This is a genomic window from Shewanella sp. 1311 (assembly GCF_059338235.1).
In genome coordinates this window covers 3,364,725-3,383,932 of record NZ_CM181686.1, presented here as the reverse complement: position 1 = coordinate 3,383,932, position 19,208 = coordinate 3,364,725, and the positions used below count along the sequence as shown (strand labels likewise).

General features: G+C 46.0%; 13 protein-coding genes. 4 read left to right on the top strand and 9 right to left on the bottom strand.

Annotation, left to right across the window (positions count from 1 at the left end; all coding sequences use genetic code 11):
• The first annotated feature begins 101 nt into the window (after positions 1-101).
• Positions 102-650, top strand: a complete 549-nt coding sequence (locus tag AC5YB3_RS15130) for a DUF2799 domain-containing protein (RefSeq protein WP_494525642.1) — start codon at positions 102-104, stop codon at positions 648-650.
• 75 nt (positions 651-725) lie between these two features.
• Here AC5YB3_RS15130 and AC5YB3_RS15125 read toward each other — a convergent pair whose 3' ends face one another.
• Positions 726-1,487: a phosphatase PAP2 family protein gene (locus tag AC5YB3_RS15125; protein WP_494525641.1), complete on the bottom strand. Its 762-nt coding sequence runs from the start codon at positions 1,485-1,487 to the stop codon at positions 726-728.
• Positions 1,488-1,711: 224 nt separating this feature from the next.
• Here AC5YB3_RS15125 and AC5YB3_RS15120 point away from each other — a divergent pair, with 224 nt between their 5' ends.
• Positions 1,712-3,652 (top strand): bifunctional diguanylate cyclase/phosphodiesterase, encoded by a 1,941-nt coding sequence (locus AC5YB3_RS15120; RefSeq protein WP_494525640.1) that lies wholly within the window; start codon positions 1,712-1,714, stop codon positions 3,650-3,652.
• Positions 3,653-4,749: 1,097 nt separating this feature from the next.
• Here the strand turns inward: AC5YB3_RS15120 and AC5YB3_RS15115 are convergent.
• The 8 genes from AC5YB3_RS15115 to AC5YB3_RS15080 all read right to left on the bottom strand — a co-directional run bounded on the left by AC5YB3_RS15115 (position 4,750) and on the right by AC5YB3_RS15080 (position 15,712).
• Positions 4,750-5,927, bottom strand: a protein-coding gene (locus tag AC5YB3_RS15115) for an IS3-like element ISSba5 family transposase (protein ID WP_086010626.1) whose coding sequence is annotated in 2 segments (ribosomal slippage) — positions 4,750-5,669 and positions 5,669-5,927 — 1,179 coding nt in all. Because the reading frame shifts where the segments join, the coding sequence is not laid out codon by codon here.
• A gap of 521 nt (positions 5,928-6,448) precedes the next feature.
• Positions 6,449-7,279, bottom strand: a complete 831-nt coding sequence (locus AC5YB3_RS15110) for a hypothetical protein (RefSeq protein WP_494525639.1) — start codon at positions 7,277-7,279, stop codon at positions 6,449-6,451.
• Between the two features lie 98 nt (positions 7,280-7,377).
• Complete coding sequence (locus AC5YB3_RS15105) at positions 7,378-8,085, bottom strand: LysE family transporter (RefSeq protein WP_259521135.1); 708 nt, start codon at positions 8,083-8,085, stop codon at positions 7,378-7,380.
• 133 nt (positions 8,086-8,218) lie between these two features.
• On the bottom strand, positions 8,219-9,061 hold the full coding sequence (locus tag AC5YB3_RS15100; RefSeq protein ID WP_006086087.1) for an AraC family transcriptional regulator: 843 nt from the start codon (positions 9,059-9,061) through the stop codon (positions 8,219-8,221).
• A gap of 304 nt (positions 9,062-9,365) precedes the next feature.
• The gene (locus AC5YB3_RS15095; protein ID WP_494525638.1) at positions 9,366-10,094 is read right to left on the bottom strand and encodes a hypothetical protein; all 729 of its coding nucleotides are present in this window, start codon (positions 10,092-10,094) and stop codon (positions 9,366-9,368) included.
• Between the two features lie 205 nt (positions 10,095-10,299).
• Positions 10,300-11,937, bottom strand: coding sequence for an alkaline phosphatase family protein (locus AC5YB3_RS15090; RefSeq protein WP_413487892.1), 1,638 nt, complete (start codon positions 11,935-11,937; stop codon positions 10,300-10,302).
• A 40-nt stretch (positions 11,938-11,977) separates the two neighbouring features.
• Positions 11,978-13,474 carry an alkaline phosphatase family protein gene (locus AC5YB3_RS15085; RefSeq protein WP_311906070.1) on the bottom strand — a complete coding sequence of 499 codons (1,497 nt, stop codon included), beginning with the start codon at positions 13,472-13,474 and terminating at the stop codon, positions 11,978-11,980.
• Between the two features lie 207 nt (positions 13,475-13,681).
• On the bottom strand, positions 13,682-15,712 hold the full coding sequence (locus tag AC5YB3_RS15080; RefSeq protein WP_494527195.1) for a TonB-dependent receptor: 2,031 nt from the start codon (positions 15,710-15,712) through the stop codon (positions 13,682-13,684).
• Positions 15,713-16,065: 353 nt separating this feature from the next.
• Between AC5YB3_RS15080 and AC5YB3_RS15075 the strand changes: the two genes are divergently transcribed.
• Together AC5YB3_RS15075 and AC5YB3_RS15070 are read left to right on the top strand one after the other, a co-directional pair.
• Positions 16,066-16,881, top strand: a complete 816-nt coding sequence (locus tag AC5YB3_RS15075; protein WP_259582332.1) for a hypothetical protein — start codon at positions 16,066-16,068, stop codon at positions 16,879-16,881.
• Between the two features lie 332 nt (positions 16,882-17,213).
• The gene (locus tag AC5YB3_RS15070; RefSeq protein ID WP_494525637.1) at positions 17,214-19,208 is read left to right on the top strand and encodes a diguanylate cyclase domain-containing protein; all 1,995 of its coding nucleotides are present in this window, start codon (positions 17,214-17,216) and stop codon (positions 19,206-19,208) included.

The following is a 19,208-nucleotide window of genomic DNA, read 5'->3' as shown; positions in this document are numbered from 1 at the left end:
AACAAAACGCATCTATGGCAGTATAAACGGCGGTATATAAAACTAGATCTCCCCCATAAGAGCCTTTATCCTAAACGCCACAACATATAGAGAACTTGTCCATGCATTATCCTAGCCTTTTCCTCGCCCTTTCGGTCCTATCACTCACTCAATGCAGCAGCTTATCGATTGAAGAATGCGCCAATAGTGATTGGTTTGCCCTAGGACTGGCCGATGGCAACCGTGGGACGAGCGCAGGGCAATTGAATCAATATCAAAAAGATTGCCGAGAATTTAATCTCAGCGTCGATACCGGGCAGTGGAAACAAGGATACCAGCAAGGGTTAGCCAGTTACTGTCTTCCCGAAAATGGCTACCGCGTGGGCTTAGCGGGAGAAAGCTATTATGGGGTTTGCAGCAATAACGCCTTCGTTGAACGTTATAATCAAGGCCATCAACAATATCTGACTAACAAACGCTTATCTGAAATAGCCGATCGCTTAAATACCATCGATAGAGAGATAAGCAGTCTTGATGGCAAGATCAATAATCTCACCGATAAGGCCGACTTATTGAAACAGAAAAACAGCCTACTCAATGAGAAGAACCAACTGTTAGATGAAAGATCTCGCCTACGCAGACCCGATATGCGCTTCGAATTCAGATTCTAAACCATAAAAAACACTGAGCCCAATTGGACTCAGTGTTTAGGTTAATCACATAGGTTATGTCAGTTTCACAGTCCGCTATTTTTGTGGTAATCCAGCAGTGGATTTAACATGGACTCTTTGGCTAACATCGGCCAATTTAGCTTTTTTTAACCCTGATGGACGCAGGAAAAAACCATAGTAAAGTAGACTCGCCGACGTCCATGCAATAGCTAAACTCCATAAGTCATGGCTCAAGAAATGGGCACCGCGTAACTCTTGGCCGATACCAAACACTAGGCCTAAACTCACCCCGAAAATCAAACCAAACTTAGCTAAATGCGGACGATACTCACGCAAAACGTAATACAAGGCAACCCAAGCAAACCCGCCGCTGGCATGGCCGCCAGGGAAACATTGACCAAATTCAGCGCCTTCAGGTAAACGGGCAAACAGGGAGGAATGCAGCATACGGCCGCCAAACTCAATCACATCCCACGGGCAGGTCATATGGGTAAAGCTCTTGCCAATGCGTACCAGCAACACACTCGCCAATACGCTACAAAATAGATAAATCAAGCCTTTGCGGTACGGCTTAACCCTGTCACTTCGAAAACTAAAGGCAATGCCGACTACAACGCTCACCGCCAGCAAGATAACAAAGTTACGCCCAGCAACGTGCAATACATTTTCGGTCAGCCAATGGCCTCTTAATGGCCAAGAGTCGACGCCACCCTGCCAATGAAATAACAAGGTTGCCACTTTCATATCGGCGTGAGTCCATTCAAGTCCAAAGATGATCACCGCAAACACTAACAGTGGCGCGATTAGATGCCCTTTGGCAAAATCTATAAATGTCATCCTAACATTACCTTTCAAATAGTTACTCACTCATAAATCCAATGACTAGAATATCTTGCGTTAGGGTAGCGCTGAATTCTTATCTAAAACTTAAGAAACGCAATTGCGCCGACGTTAACACAAAATTTACATCGTAATACAACTAAATTTATTCAAAAAACTCACAACATGAGTAAAAAGACTATAGTTTATAGATAATATCGCGCCTCTAGGACTGAGCATTCATGCCATACAATTTCGCCATTAATCAGTCTCAAAAAGATCGTTTATTCGCCGACATTGCTATCGACACAGACAAAATCGTGGTTCCCCAAATAATGGTTGATAACTGGCAACAAACCTTAGATTTGCTCTCTGAATTAGTCGACACTCCCGCGGCTTTAATCATGCGTGTCCATCAAACCGATATAGAAGTGTTTACCTCGAGCCGCACTCAGGGGAATCCCTATAAAAAACACGACAAAGACAGTTTAGGCCACGGACTTTACTGCGAGACAGTGATAAAAGGAGGCAAGGAACTCCACATTCCGAATGCCCTAAAAGATAAAGACTGGGATAAAAATCCGGATATTAAACTCGGCATGATTGCTTACTGTGGCTTGCCTTTACGCTGGCCCGATAACAGCGCCTTTGGCACTATCTGCATGCTCGATAGCAAAGAGCATAATTACAGCCAATCGTTTCGCAGCTTACTCGCTCGGTTTCAAAATGGTATCGAAGCCAACCTCGTCACCCTCTATCAACAGGCAAAGCTGCAACTGCATAACCAAGAGTTAGAGCAAAAAGTACAACAACGCACCCATGAACTCGCCGAACTCAGTGGCAAGCTCATCAAAGAAATCGAAAATCGGACCTCCACCGAAACCTCATTGGAATACCATAAAAGCTATGATCCACTGACGGGATTACCGAATCGCATCAATTTGATTAATAGCCTTTCGACCATGCTCGAAGAAGTGAATCGCAAGGAAAAGATTTCGGTACTCTATCTGGGACTGCGTAATTTCAAATCCATTAACGACAGTTATGGCTATCTGATTGGCGATAAAATTCTCACCATCCTCAGCCACCGTTTACAACACTATGCCAATGAAAATACCTTCATCGCCCGTATTGCCGGCGCCGAGTTTGTGATTATTCAAGCCCATAAACCTTCGAACAACGAAACCAACAAACTCATCAATAAAGTGCTTAGCTGCTGTAATACTCCCTTTGGCGTGGCGGATTTTGTGATCACCATTCCATCGAGCATGGGTATAGCTCAAGCGCCCATCGATGGCATAGATGCCGCCATTCTGCTGCAAAAAGCGGGGGCTGCGATGACGATCAGCAAAGCCGATGGCTCAACTCACAGCTTCTTTAATCAAGATACTCAAGCGGCTTTGAATCTACGCTATCAACTGGAATCTCACTTAGTCGATGCATTGAACAAAAACGAGTTAAGCCTTCATTACCAACCCTTTATTAACTTAAAGACCCAAAAGGTGATAGGCGCCGAAGCCCTGCTGCGCTGGCACAATCCGATCCTTGGCAATGTCGCCCCAGACAGATTTATCGCCTTAGCAGAACGTAATGGGCAGATTATTGATATCGGTAATTTTGTATTGCATACCGCTCTGGCTCAGGCGGCTAAATGGTGTCGTGAGCTAGATCGGGAGTTTAAAATCGCCATCAACATCTCCCCTTTGCAAATGCGCAATCCCCGTTTTAGCGAGCATATAGCTGACTTACTCATCCTCTATCAATTGCCACCGACCGCCCTAGAGCTTGAAATCACCGAAGGCATGCTGATGCAGGACGAGCACATTGCCCACAACGCCATCCAAAAACTGCAGGAACTCGGGATCCGCATCTCCTTAGATGACTTTGGTACTGGCTATTCATCCCTAAGTTATCTACAAAAATACTCTTTCGACACCTTAAAAATAGATCGCTGCTTTATCAATAAACTCGAAGAAAACGAACAAGATAGGGAGCTCACGAAAGCGATTATTGCCATAGGCAAGAAACTGAACTTAGTCGTGATCGCCGAAGGCGTGGAAACCCTAGAACAAGATGCCTTTATTCGTCACGAGGAATGCGACTTAGGTCAAGGCTACCTCTACGGTAAACCCATTACCGCACAAGAGTTTGAGCAGGAATTTATCCATAAAAAAGAGCATTAAGTTCATCCTTAATGCTCTTTTTATCTCACGAATAAAAATCGACTGCACAATGCTGCGTGAATAGTCATTTCCACAGAATGTTATAACTCACATTTGGATAGATATGTGTTGGAGACTAATGTTTGGGACCATTAATTTTCGTCGTTAGCAGTTTAGCGTTTGCTGATATCCACTCATACAGGCTTGCCATGGTATTAGCGTAACCTGTAGATTTAAAAGCCTTACGCAACACACTTTTGGGACAATTCCGAGTTAGACTTTTAGCTCGAATTAGTGAGTTTCGAATTTAAATATCTATGTATAACAAACTGTTAATAGGGAAATGGTGTTTGGCTATAATTTTGGAACATAGAGATAAAAGCCAAACAGTATTTGTCCCTGTTGAACAGCTTGTATGTTACCGCTTCTTGATTACGTTACCGTATCTATCTCTCCAACCTTCAATTTCAGGCGTTGAGAGCAAATATGCGTGAAAAGTGATAATACCATGTGTTTTTCGAATAGTTTCAGCCCACCAAATACCCACAATAAAACCGAGACCTGATGCTCCGTACACAATGTTCAATGCCGTATTGAATTCGAAAAAATAAAAGCTAAATAAACTGGGCATGCAAAATAATGCTGTTGCCGAAAGAATTATTTGGAAATACAACCAAGCGAATATAAGCCAAGCTGTTAAATGTAGGTAGCCCTCAAGTGGCTTAATTATGATTAATTTTAGATACTTCATGCAATTCCATTTGGTAACATAACGTCTTAGTATTTATGCGCTGCGCTGCGCTGTTTGCAGGGCATAAATCGCTTGTTCACTAAATCTCAAATATGGCCGCTGCCACATCCATGTCAATTGGTATAAATGATGCTATAGGAATTTACTTTTTTGCGGTAGCGGTTTTTTATCCAGTTTGATGGGTAATCACTTGATATCGTTTTAGCTTTCTCATTTTTAGCGCTTATTTTTTGCTGATGAATCGCTATCTAACGACTCAAAACTCCAAGGAATACACCTCCCCTCGGAGTTGCCGCAGGGCGAATAGACAAATTGCGTGAGTTCGGTCATGGATGACCGACTAGCTTTCGCAGGTGCAGTGTAGTGGTCAAGTAAAATTGGCCACGGTTTTAGAGTCATTCCAATATAAACGTTCTGACTCATTTGGCGTTAACCCACCATTATATTGATGGGGTCTGGTCTCACTGTAATATCCAGTGATGTAATTTGTGATCTCTTTATCTGCTTCTGTAAAATTCCCATAACCACTGGCGGGTATCCACTCAGATTTCAAACTTCTAAAGAAACGCTCCATTGGTGCGTTATCCCAACAATTCCCGCGACGACTCATACTTTGCTCAATCTGAAGACGCCATATTAATTGTCTGAATTTCAAGCTCGTGTAATGTGAACCTTGATCGCTGTGATATATCACATTCTCAGGCTTACCCCTTAACTCAAATGCCATTTTCAAAGCTTTACAGGTCAGCTCACTATCTGGTGATAATGACAAAGCCCATCCAACAGGTTTGCGGGAAAATAAGTCTAAAACAACGGCTAGATAGGCCCAGCGATTACCGACCCAAACATACGTCACGTCGCCACACCACACTTGATCTGGTTGAGTTACTGCAAACTGTCGATTAAGCGTATTGGGGATTGCAACATGCTCTTGTGTCGCTTTCCGATAAGAATGCTTAGGCTGCTGACAGCTTAATAACCCAAGCTTTTTCATTAGATTACGGGCTCGATAACGACTGAGACCAATCCCTTTGTTAGTCACTAATTGCGCTATCGTTCGCGCACCGGCAGAGCCATGACTAATGCGATGTGCGGCCTTCACTTCACTGCATAAAATAGTAAAGTCTGCATCAATATGTTCTTTTCTTTTTAGCCAATACTTATAGCTACTTCGATGCACTTTGAATGCATTACAAATTGTGAGAATAGAGTGGCTCTGCTTGAGTGCGCTGATTAGCGTAAATTGTTCATCGAGTCTGACATCAAGAGAGCGGTAGCCTTTTTTAGGATAAGATTGTGCTCCTCAAGACGAGCTATTTGCTTCTTCAGCTCACGGATTTCAATTTGTTCAGGGGTAATCGGAGATGCTTTTGGTGTGCCACCCTGGCGTTCTAGTTTTAACTGTCTCACCCATTTATCCATAGTGGACTTACCTACGTTCATCGCCTTTGCAGCTTCGATGATACTATGGTTTTTATCGAGGACTAATTGGGCTGCTTCAAGTTTGAATTCAGCACTAAATGTTTTTCTGGTTGTCGATCTCATGTGTTCACCTAAAGTCATCTACGAGGTAATAATATCACCTCTATTTAGGTGGCCAATATTAGTGTGCCACTACACAGGGACGCATCCTTCGGAAGCGATAGCAAATTTGGCAATGAGCACAAGGGGCTTTCAACTCCGCTAGGGGCGTCTTGGAGCATCCAAGGAGGATAGGACGAGCAGTCCTCCTTGGTCGGGTGTGGGGTGAAGCCCCACGACTTTGATTTTGATTAAAGCATTCAAACTACGAAAAAGAGAAAAAGATGGGACATGCATAACTTCTAAGTCGAACTAGACCCTTTCACATCAACTTTTCTATAGGCAAAGCTTTACTTGGCCTATTTCCCTTTTGAACTGCGAAACACACTTTGGAACAGTAGTTTTTAGCTGAAGGAACAGCTAGAAGGTTAGAGAGGATTGGCATTGTTGCAACAGTGACCTTCTAAAACATGGATGACTAAAGCGGCGACCATCAACGGATAGTCGCGGCTTTACATCTCACTCATAGGGATAGGGAAACGAGACTAGTCTGCTTTGATGACGGCTTGTTTTAGTATTTCTTCATCATTCTTATACACCACTAGCTCGCCTGGAGGGCTATCGCTGGTGCCTAAGACGGTGACATAACAATGATACTGGTATGGGCCGCTGTGAAATTGGAATGAATGATTCCCGCCGCTACCATCGAATACGAGTTTGCCCTTATTCAGCACTAGATCTGGCTTTTCGCTCAATGACTTACCCTTTGCCCAAGCGGCATAACGGTATTGGCTGTTCCCCATATTATCGACACGAATCGTAAACTTAGCGGTTTCCCAAGTTAATTCTGGGCTCACGAACTCACTCACGCTCGCATGTAATCCCGTTTTTTGCTTAGCGATCAGCTCAGCTTTCAGTTTTGCCTCTGCAGGTGTTTGGTAGTTAATGGCTATGATCTTGCCATCTAAATCCAGCCACACTTCACCGCTGCCGAGCATAATGCCGCGCCAGCCCATAATCTGCCAATCAGCATCAACCTTAGAATTAGCAATCAGCTCAATTAGTTGCGAATCGAAGACTTGGTTGAAACGTGCGACCATTTCCTGGGTATTTTGAATCGCTGGGATCGGATATTCACGTTTAAGTGGGTAAGCCAATCGCTTAACAATGGCTTCTGGATCGTTCGCCTTAGCCGCATCGATAAGCCCTTGCACCAGAGGAATATATTCCTTTGGCAAAGCCTCATCGGCGGCATTCACTGTGCTACTCAAACCCATAGCACCAAATATCAAAGCGGCATAATACGCGATTTGCATTAGTTTAGCTTGGCCGAAAACTGCTAATTTTATTGCCTTTAGTGGTGAGGCGAGTGACATCTTTATCCCTTACATCCAAACGTCTCTACTGAGACCAAAGGCCAAGAATAACATAAATGCACAGGACTAAAACCTAAGCTGATTGACGCTACGCCTGACTAAGCCGTGAGCAACAGGTTAGCGTAAATAGCCAGCGCGACCGACATAAAGATGACACCAATAATTGCATCGATAATCGGTGTCAGTCGCTGCAATTTAAGTTGCACCTGCGCCTTAGATAACATCACCGCCAAAAAGCCAAACCATGCCAGCGACAGCGATAACAACAAGACAGCGGAGGCAATTTTAGTGCTAGTGGTGACGCTTGGGGTAATCAAGGCCGAAAACAGCGTTAAGAAAAACACTAATGCTTTGGGATTCAATAGATTGGTATAAAGCCCAGTCAAAAAACCTTGCTTCTGTGACATAGCGCCACCTAAGCCACCAGCAATAGACGCAGTGCCTTCAACGTCAGCAGAAAGAGCATCAACATTTGTCCCAGCATTTGTACTGGCACTCGCTTTACGTTTAGCCAGTATCGCAAGGCCTGCACGCAGGGCACCAAACCCCATCCAAGCTAAGTAAGACGCACCCACAATTTGCACTAATAGATACAGGGTATGCGAACTTTTAATAAGCAGACTCACGCCAGTCAGACTTAAAATCGTGTGGGCTAAAATGGCTATTGAAATCCCCACGGCTGCGGCAATCGCCGTGCTTCTGGACTGCTGAGTAGCAATCTTCACCATAATAGCGAAATCGGGTCCGGGGCTTATCAAGGCAACCGAGTGGATCACGGCCAAGGTGAGTAATAAAGATAAATCCATAGAGATGCGGCTCCGCAAAAAAGGTGATAAACGATAACTGAGGCTGTCAGTATGGCCATTTGTCGCAGGGCTGAATTGTAATAAATTGCACTATTCTGTTTTATTCGAATCAGTCGTCGAAAGACGGGGGAAACTAGAGCATACGTCGCTGAAATTGCACCGGCGATAATAGGAATGCCTGCTTAAAGGCTTTATTTAAATGGCTCTGGTCAAAAAATCCGAATTGCTGCGCCACATCCGCCACTAGAGCGCCATGACTTAAGGATTTTTTCGCCAACTCTAAACGCACCCGCTTGAGATAAGCATGGGGTGTCATCCCTGTCGCCTGTTTAAATTGCCTTAAAAACTGAAACTTACTTAAGCTCACTTCATTGGCTAAGGTTTCAAGCTGAGTATTATGCCAAGGCTCATCGTGAATTCGCTGTTTCACTAAGCTCACCTGCAACTTAGATAGCCCCTGCGGTTGATTAGGCTTAGTGATGCAAGATGAAACGCCGCTTGGGTAACGCTCCAGCAGCAGATGAATAAAGTTCAGTAGGTGGGACTCGCCCGCGAGCGCACTGCATTGGCCTTGGATTAATAGTTCGTGTAGCTGAATAAAATATTGATAAAGCGTCGGGTCATCCACCATAGGCGCGCTGAAAAAGTGCTCCTTCAACCCCAGTTCTTGGCTGACTTCATTCATATATTCCACGGGGATAGACATGACTTTCACCCGATAACCGTCGGCATCGCGGCTCTGGCCATCGTGGGTTTCGTCAGGATTTAAGGTCGATAGACTGTGCTGACCAAGCTGATAACTGCTGCCCTTATTCACAAACTGCTGCGCACCTTGGGTGACTACACCTAAGTGGTAATCCAGATGCACATGTTTATCAAAACTGAAATGCGTGAATTCCGCCTGACTCAGTTCTATGCCTGATAAGCTGGGATGACGCCAATAGTTAATGTTTTCAATGGGTGTTGCTGTACTCATCGCTCGCGGCTATTACCTATTACATCAGTTGCAAAACTGGGGGAACTCAAATCCACTAGGGTTCATTTTAGCCTTCATTGTCAGCGCGGGAATAGTAAATTATTGCAGCCATATCGTTTGATGAAATGTGCGCATAGATTGGCACATTAACTAGCGCATGAATGGGTGTTCACATTAGCGCCGAAGAAAAACAAAAAACGCCCAACTCTGTGGGCGCTTATAAATACGGACTGGCTTACGTTATAAGTTCTACTCAGCGCGAAGCTCGTCAGTATCACTTACACTTAATATCGATTAATGCGGATTAATGCGAATGGCTGCCGTGTCCGCCCTGGGCTTCAATAGATTGGCCTTCGCTGTTGTAAAAACCGCTACCGCCATGTTCAATAAAGCCTTGGTTGATCATCTTAGCGATAAAGGGATCGGACTCACTGTCACCAACATCGGCAAAATCAATATCTTGATAATCTTGGGTTAATACCACAAACGCATCGCTATCAAATGGTTCTACGCCCACCAGCTTGTACGCTAGATTCGGTTGAGATTGACCTAAGATAAACTCAGCGGGCAGGCCGATGGCATCAATCCAAACAAGCTCACTCTCTAAACCGTTAACCTTACCTTCAAAGGCTTGAGTCGCAAAACACGCCTCTTGCTTAGCTTGTGTCTTGGCCATGTGGGTCGGCAATGCTGGCGATACGACATGGTACAACTGGTCGCGATCGTGTTGAATGTTGAGTGCGCGCAAATCACCTTTGCGGTAAGTCACAGAACGTTTTTCAGCGGGGAAATAACGCACGTACTCGCCATTGCTCGACCATTCTTCAAATGTTGATCCATCACGCTGAATAATAAAGTCTTGTCCATTACGGATGAGGGTCATTTGCCATTGCTGGCCCTTGCCATTGGTCACTTGATATTGAGCCTTTAAATGCTCGGCTTGTAGCGTTGGACACTGAGCCTCTTGCGCTGCCATAGCAACATTGGGCAGAACTAAGCTGGATAACATTAGAGCCAATAGACGGTTTTTCATTAGACTTCTCACTTGCTGAACAGAGTAAACACTTAAGCTTTTGTAAACGCTTTGGTATGTTAAATCGTTAGGTTAAAGGCCGATGGATGACGTATGCCCCCCATCGGCACTGCTTTTACTTAACTATTTCTTACTGCACTATGTCTTACTTCACTATTTCTTACTGCACTATTTCTTACTTCACTATGCAGAGACTAAGCGGGCCTTACTTAACGGCAGCCGCTTCAGCTTTAGCCACTAAATTTGCCGCGCGGTTCATCACGTGGAAAATGTGGTTCTGCTCAACCGTACCTTGGATAAGATCCGAACTTGGGCCGCGGGCGAAAATCGCTACGTCTTCCCCAGCATGGGTCTCATCGCTTAATGGCACTAGGGCTTCTTGGTGGAATCCTGCACTTTGGGTATCAACAAAGTTCAAGTCCTTACGGCCTGCGTCCACTGGGAAGTTGTAACGCTCATCGCCACCTGTCGCTAATGACGCATAGCCCATGCCGTTAGCGTAACCGACTGTGGTATATGGCAAACCGTTAGCATCGGTAGAGTTAGTCACTTCAGCAACGCCGTTGGCGTCGTTCGACTTCACTAAACCTAGGATAGGGTTACCGCGAGTTGGATAACCTGCGATGGTGAACACATGGCTGTGATCCGCTGTAACCATTAACAAGGTATCGTTTGCCGAGGTTTTTTCCATCGCCACACGTACCGCTTCAGACAATGCCATTGTGTCATACAGCGCACGCGCCGCATTACCCGCATGGTGAGCGTGGTCGATACGGCCAGCTTCAACAATCAGCACGAAGCCTTTTGAGTTTTTCTTCAGAATATCAATCGACTTAGCCGTCATTTCCGCCAGTGATGGCTCACCAGTCACACCAGCTTCTTTACGGTCGTAGTCGTATTCCATGTGCGATGAGTTGAATAGGCCAAGCAAATGATCTGTGCTTGTTGCATCCACACTGAGGAAACCGTCTCTGTCTTGCACGTAAGCGGCGTTAGTGTATTTGCTCATCCACTCAGCAGTGAGATCGCGACCATCGTTACGCTTACCGGCTTTACCTTCTGGATCTACGGTCGTCTTAGGAATAAAGGCGCGGCGACCGCCACCCATCATCACGTTAAGACCGCTGCCGTAGTTAAAGTCGAGCATTTGCGCGGCGATATCTTTACAGCCGTTAGTCACAGCTTCAGCTGGCAGGTTTGAATCGGCTTCCCAATCACGTTCTGGCACATGGGCGTAAGTCGCCGCAGGGGTTGCGTGGGTTAAACGCGCAGTCGTTACCACACCCGTTGCCATTCCCGCCATTGCAGCAAGCTCTAATGATGTCACAAGATTTTGATCTTTAGTCGAAGCACAGTTAGCACGTACTACGCCTTCAGCTTGTGAAATCACACCCACGTCAGTTTTTACACCTGTCATCATCGCCGACATAGTGCCTGCAGAATCCGGCGTTTGGCCGTCGACGTTATAGGTTTTAGAAAGACCCACATAAGGCAGAGTTTCGAAAGATAACGAGTTTTCTTCACCCGTTTTACCTTTTAGCTGGCCTTCTAAAATACGTGCGGCAGTAATGGTTGATACACCCATACCGTCACCGACAAACAGGATCACGTTTTTCGCGGCGCCAACATCATTGTTAACCGTTAAGCCTTCGGCTTTGGTCACGCGAGCTTGTGCATCGACATACCACTGATTAACAGCAGTCCAATCTTTGCCATTGCTACCGTTAGACCCATTTGATCCATTGCTACCCGGTGTTCCCGCGGTACCGTTATCACCATCGCTACCGCATGCGGCTAAACCCAGCATGGCTGAAATCGCGACTACTAGTAATTTCTTATTCATTTTTTGCTCCAAAAGTGAGGACTCAGTAACTAATACGTGATTAGTACTTAGTGCCGCCAAGCTGCTGCGCTTGGTTGATAATGTGGAAGATCACGTTCTGCTCAATCACGCCCTGAACCAGATTCGAACCTGGACCTCTGGCATGTAAGCTGATGTCTTCACCGGCGTGAGTCTCACTTTCCATTGGGATAAGCGCTTGTTGCATAAAATCTTTATCTTGCGTATCGACTGAGGTTAAGTCGTCACGCACACCCACCACAGCACCTGGGCCGTTGGTATAAGCCAGCGTGGTATAAGGCTTGTTGTCATTCGCTGTCGCTAATGTGCCATCGACGTTATGCACTAAACCTAAGATTGGGTTACCGCGTTTTGGGTAGCCTGCGATAGTGAACACATGGCTGTGATCCGCTGTAACCATGATCAAAGTATCGTCGCTGCTCGTTGCATCCATTGCCGCTTTCACTGCATTAGATAATTCAACCGCATCGGTCAACGCGCGGCTCGCATTGCCCGCATGGTGACCATGGTCGATACGGCCAGATTCAACGATCAGCAAGTAGCCTTTGTCGTTCTTCTTCAAAATATCGAGGGATTTCGCGGTCATTTCAGTTAGTGATGGCTCACCACCTACGTCATCGGCGCGGTCAGCTTCGTATTCCATGTGTGATGGATTAAATAGGCCGAGTAAATGATCTGTGTTGGCAGCATCAATGGCGTCGAAGCCTTTTTTGTCCCACACGTAGGCAGATTTGCTGAAGTTATCGACCCAAGCTTTGGTTAAATCTTTGCCATCTTTACGTTTACCGGCTTTGTTCTCGCCATCTGTCACAGTTGTGGGTAGGAAGTAGCTACGGCCGCCACCTAATGCCACAGTTAACGAATTAGCTTCATCGCGCATCACCAATTGGCTGGCGATGTCGGTACAACCGTTCGCAACCGCTTCGGCAGGTAAGTTGAAATCGCCTTCCCAATCGCGCTCAGGTGATTTGGCATAGGTTGCCGCTGGCGTGGCGTGGGTTAAACGCGCCGTAGTGACTATGCCCGTTGATAACCCTTTGGCATTAGCAAGGTCGACCAGAGAAACAAGTTCATTGCCTTTTGAAGACAAACAGTTACCACGTAAGCTGGTATCTGAAATAGAGATAATACCCGCCTTGGTTTTAACGCCCGTTGCCATGGCTGTCATAGTGCCCGCAGAATCTGGCGTTTGTTGGTTAGTGTTATAGGTTTTCACTAACGCCGTGTGGGGGAACTGTTCGAAACTTAAGAAGTTTTCTTCGCCGCCTTGGTTATCAGCTTTGTCCTGCCCTTGCAGAATACGGGCTGCCGTGAGCGTCGAAATACTCATGCCGTCACCGACAAATAAAATCACATTTTTAGCGGTTTTTTTAGTGTCAACTTGGGCTTTAGCCACCACGTTTGCTGCACTGTCTTTAAACCACTGACTGTCTGTTTGTGTTGCTGGCAGGACTGCAGCATGCGCTACAACCGTCATTAAGCTGCAGGAGATAGCTGCAGCGATCCGTTTAATATTCATCACGTTCATCACCGATTTATTATTGAGTGTATGAGGGTATTCCCTGTAGAGGCGACCCGATTTTCAGGCATTTATGTGACGAATAAGCGTGATTTGGATGGCGGTTTTATTGCAGCTAAGTGTCAGATTTATTTCAACTAACAATATGCAAGACGTTAAGTTTGACCACCAGCATGGTGGCCAAACTGCTCAAAAGAAGGGGTAATCTTAGAAATGGTAACTCAGGCTCACTCTTACCATACGCGGCTCAACGGGATGATAATGCTGATCTTCAACGCCTTCGGCTGCTTCACCGGGTAAGCGTGAGGCATAGAAGTAATCTATGTCGTGATCTTTACTATCGAACACATTGAGCAGCTCAAGCTTAGTGTCAAAGCTGCGGAACTCGTATCCTAGCGCAAGGTTAACTAATGTGGTCGCATCGGCCTTGTGATCATTAAAACTGTCGAGCACCCGCTCACCAAGGTGGCGCACGCGTACACTCGAATACAGGCCATCGCCGTCGGGTCGATAGGTGATGCCCGCACTGGCAACAAAAGGAACCGCGCCATCGATATACTTGCCCTCTTCGAGTTCGTTTTCAGTAAATCTAGCATTGGTCCAAGCCAACTCCATATCGATACTGACGGCATCATTCAACCAATAATAAGCCGTTAATTCAGCACCATAACGTTCAGAAGCACGACTCGGCTCAGTGTTGCCGGCATCGCCGACAAACACGAGTTCTGAGTCTAATTGCAGATACCAAAGCGCGGCGGAGAAATTGATAAAGTCCCTATCATAATATTTCACCCCAAATTCACCGCCATTGGAGCGCACGAGCAGATCGACTTTCTCAACCTCATCACCACTCACGGGATCGACGTTAATGGTCGCACCACGGGCATCGTTCGAATGTAGCCCTTGGCCTGCATTCACATATAACTCAAGATTATTGCTCCACAAATAGGAAGCGCCCGCCTTAAGACTGAACATACCATCGGACGCATCGCCACTGTTCAGTGGATTATCACTGTCGACCTGCACATCAAAATAGTCGTAACGCAGCCCAAGGTTGAAGCGCCATTGCTCTACGGGCAGCCACTCCACTTTGCCAAATATGCCGCTCGACAACTCTTGCACCTCATCGAGCCTGACGGTATTCAGCCGTTGTCGCGCCTTAGTGTTATACAAACCCACAGCGCCAATATCGTCATAACGTACATCGGCGCCCACACTGTAATTCAGTTGAGTGCCGCCAAGGTAAGTTTGCCAGTCGCGTTTCAGATCGCCCCCCCAAAGCGTACGCTCATCGACTTGTTCAAACTCATCACCATTAACGGGGTCGTTTAAGAAGTAGGTAAAATTAGAGAATAAATTCATGGTCGAGCGAATGGCATACACATTTCCCTGCAAATCGCCCGCATCGTAATTGGCAGACACGCTATAGCGGCTTGAATCACCGCCGACGTCTTTATCTAACGAGCCGTAAAAATCGATTAATCCAGAATCTACCGCGCGGGCGGGGATCTGATCCGCCGAATTCCAGCTGTTGTCATAGGCCATCATAGTCACGCTCAAGTCACCCTCACCGAGCCGAGTTAAATAACGCCCCACCAAACTGACTTTACTCACATCCTCATTAATATCCGTCCACGGACCATCATAGGCTTGTACCTCACCGCCAAGAATAAACCGCCCCATATCAGTGTTTAACTCCTGCGTCGCCACAAGCCGCTGGTAACCATATTCCCCAAAAGTCACGCCCACTTGGTTGTGGGGCAATTGATCGGCAAGCAGCAATTGGGCGGCACCCGCACCGGAAAAATCGGCCACCTCAGGATAATAAGCGCCTTTGGCATAACGGATCTCACCAATAAGTTCTGGGATCAAAAAGTTAAGATCCGTATAACCCTGACCATGCCCGTGGGTGCGCATATTCACCGGCATACCGTCGACGCGGGTACTAAAGTCTGTGCCATGATCCAAGTTAAAGCCGCGTAAGAAATACTGATTCGCCTTACCTGAACCACTGTGTTGAGTGACTATCATCCCAGGAACAAATTCGAGGATTTCCCCCGTGCGCAATAGTGGTCGACTCTCAATTTCAGCCGCGCCGACTATCCCTTCAGATGCTGAGGTGCTATGGCCTAAGGTATTAATCTGCCTGCCGCGCACCTCAAGGCGTTCAATATTGTCAGTCGCCGCATCAGCCATAACCACGCTGGATAAACTACAGAGAGGTAATAACCATGCCATTGATAACCAAAGTTTTGATAACCGTATTCCTGGTAGTTCACGTCCCGACTTCATCCCTTATTTCCTAGTACAAGTAATAGATGACGCCGATTTAACGCCTAATTCACACGGAAAAAGCCGATCGAGCTCAAACTCTGATGAGTAAAAAAACAGCAAAATACCGGCAAATATTAATTCTATGTGTTGTATCGCACATTTTTAAAAGCAAAAGGACAAAATGTCCGCCAGCAGATCACATTTCAACACCCTATTGATGCGAGTTCATGGAAACGAGTGATTTAACTTGAATAAAAATGAACCCATTTATTAGGCTAGCTATACTCTAGATAACTCAACACGTTTAGGGACAGGCTATGCAGCGACGGAGCAATATGCGCATTTTTTGGGGGGTGATAGTCCTATTCTTTTGTTTCTCAGTTCCTGCGATCTGTAAATCCACAGCAGAAACTACAACGGCGCTTGCAGCTAAACCTATTATTACCATGGCGTTTTATGAGGACCCCAAACACAACTTTTACTTTAAATGGGCTGAGCTGATATACACCCAAGCCTTTAAACGCTTAGGCTATGGCTTCTCCTATCAAGTGGTTCCCGCTGCCCGCGCCAGTATGATGGCAGACTCTGGAAAAGTGGATGGTGAACCGGGACGCGTATTTCATTATGGTGAAAAATTTACTAACCTCATTCGCATCGAAGAACCGGTTGTCGATACTCATTTAATTGCCTTCGCACATAATCCCAACATCAAGATTACCAACTGGCAAGCACTGCAAAAGAGTCGATATAAGATCGAATACTATCGAGGCGTGTTCCTCGCAGAACAGAAGCTAAAGGGACTCATTCCAAAGGAACGCCTGACGGAATCCTCATCCCCAGTGAGCTCTTTTCGTAAAATGCTCCGCAACCGAATTGATATCTATATTGATACAGAAGCAAGCTCATTGGATCTATTACAAACGCCAGAGTTTCAAGGTAGCGAGATCAGCGCGATTGCCACCCTAGAAGAACTCACCAGCTATGGTTACTTGAATAAACGTCACGCGGCACTCGCCGTTAATCTTGCTCGGGAGTTAAAACAGATGAAGCAAGAAGGCATATTTGAAACCTATAAACAGCAGGCAAAAAAATCACTTAATGATGCAGTGAATAATGGCGATGCCCCACAATAACTTAATCGGCATCGCCAATCTTGTTTCAATTATTTCATTGACTTAATTTCAAAGCGTTTTAGTGTTATCTAAAGTATGTCGCTGACAATATATGGCTTAACTGACAGTACATGACTTAATTGGAAATACATTAATTAACTGGCAGTGCATTGCCCAACGAAGAGGCTGACCCACAACCAAGCGGTACTTTGATTTAGCATGTGGAACAATCAATCTAAGGAACAGATGAACAACAAAATAACCTTCAAAAATAGCAGGCAAATCGATTCACTCCTTCTCCCTAAGCTGCCCACTCTAGAGTGGCGCCACTGTATTGGTTGTGGAGCATAAGGATGGGGACTCAGTTCACACGCACATTAGCTATTTTACGGCAACGAACTCGCTCAACGGTTGCTAAGGTTCTGTTGATCATCAGCATGTTTATCGGGATCTGCATCGCCCTCGTCGCCCTAGTGTATATTCAAGGCAATATATTTGATGGTGTACGCACCTATGTCCGCGGTGAAGGCTTGTGGGCCAAGGCGCAAAAAGATGCGGTACTTTATCTCACCCATTACTCTTACACCCAAAATGATGTGGACTTTCAGCGTTATCGTGCAGCGACTAGCGTCATGGAAGGTGATCATCAAGCTAGGCAATCCCTACTCGCAACGCCAATCGATGAACAGGCCGCCAAACTGGGTTTTATTCAGGGCCTCAATGACGAACGGGATACCGACTCACTGATCTGGTTCTTCCGTCACTTTCAATCCAATTCCTATATGCGGCAAGCGATTCAGCTTTGGGGCTTAGCCGATCAACGCTTCGAGTTTGTAATGCAACTCGCCGAGAATATGCGTATTGAAATCAATCAACTGGGTGGCAGACCCGAAATCCTCGCGCAATACCGCCAGCAATTGATTGATGTAAATGAAGAATTACTCAGCCTAGAAATTGAATTTTCAGCTGTGCTCAGTGAAGGCGCACGTTGGGTCAAGCAAATGACCTGGTTGATTAGCCTTGGCGCCCTACTGCTGTTTATTAGTATTGGGATCTTCGCCAGTCGGCAGATCATTCGTAACATCGCCAAGTCTGAACGGCAGTTACTGATCAGTGAATCTCGCTTCACTAGCCTGAAAAACTCCGACACTATCGGGATCATTTCATGGCAACTCGATGGCACCATACATGATGCCAATGATCATTTTCTCCAGATGCTCAATTTTGACCGTGCGGATTTAACCTCAGGCTTAATCAACTGGCGCTCAATTACCCCACCAGAATATGAAACACGAGATGCCATTGCGATTGCAGAGTTAGAACAGTTTGGTCACTGCCAACAATATGAAAAACAACTTATCAGCAAGAGTGGTGCCTTAGTGCCTGTGATGTTAGCGGCCAGTTTTTTAAATGGCAGCAAATGTGAAGGCGTGGCTTACTTTATGGATCTCACCGCCAGTAAACAGGCCGAAGATAAACTCAGGCTCGCGGCAACCGTGTTTAATGCCAGCACCGACGGCATAATGATCACCGATCCCCTGCTGAGTATTATTTCTATCAATCAAGCCTTTACTCATATAACTGGCTTTACCCAGCAGGATTTGCACGGCGATGCCAACCACTTCCTCAATGACGGGCACAATAGTGATGACGCCCGCCAAGCCATGCTAAATCTGCTACAACAGGGCGAACAATGGCAGGGGGAATTACTCAAACAAGTTAAATCGGGCGACTTACTGCCACTCAGTGTGCGCATCAATACAGTGCGCAATGAGCATGACCGCCTGACTCATTTTGTCATTGTGATTACCGACATTGCCGAACGCAAGGCAGAGGAGGAATATCTGCGTCATATCGCCCATCACGATGCCCTGACTAACCTGCCTAATCGTGTGTTATTCCACACTAAACTTGAACAAGCCATAGTGCACGCCCAAAGGTCTGATGATATTTTTGCAATCCTTTTCTTAGACTTAGATAACTTTAAGCCAGTGAATGACCAGTTTGGTCACGATGTGGGAGATAAACTATTACAGGAAGTCGCGAAACGGCTTTCATCTGGGATTCGCCAAATGGATACCATCACTCGCCTCGGAGGCGATGAATTTGTGATCCTGCTAGAACACCTTGCCAATACCCACAGAATCGGCCAACTGATCCCTCAGATAAGCCAAGCTATTTGCGCGCCTTACACTATCAATGGTCATCAAATCCATATCGGTGTCAGCGTCGGTTTGGCGATTTATCCAGAAAACGGCACAGATGCAAAAAGCCTGATCAATCATGCTGATCAGGCCATGTATTCGATGAAAAAAACCAATAAGACTCACCTGCAAAGCCTAGGTTAA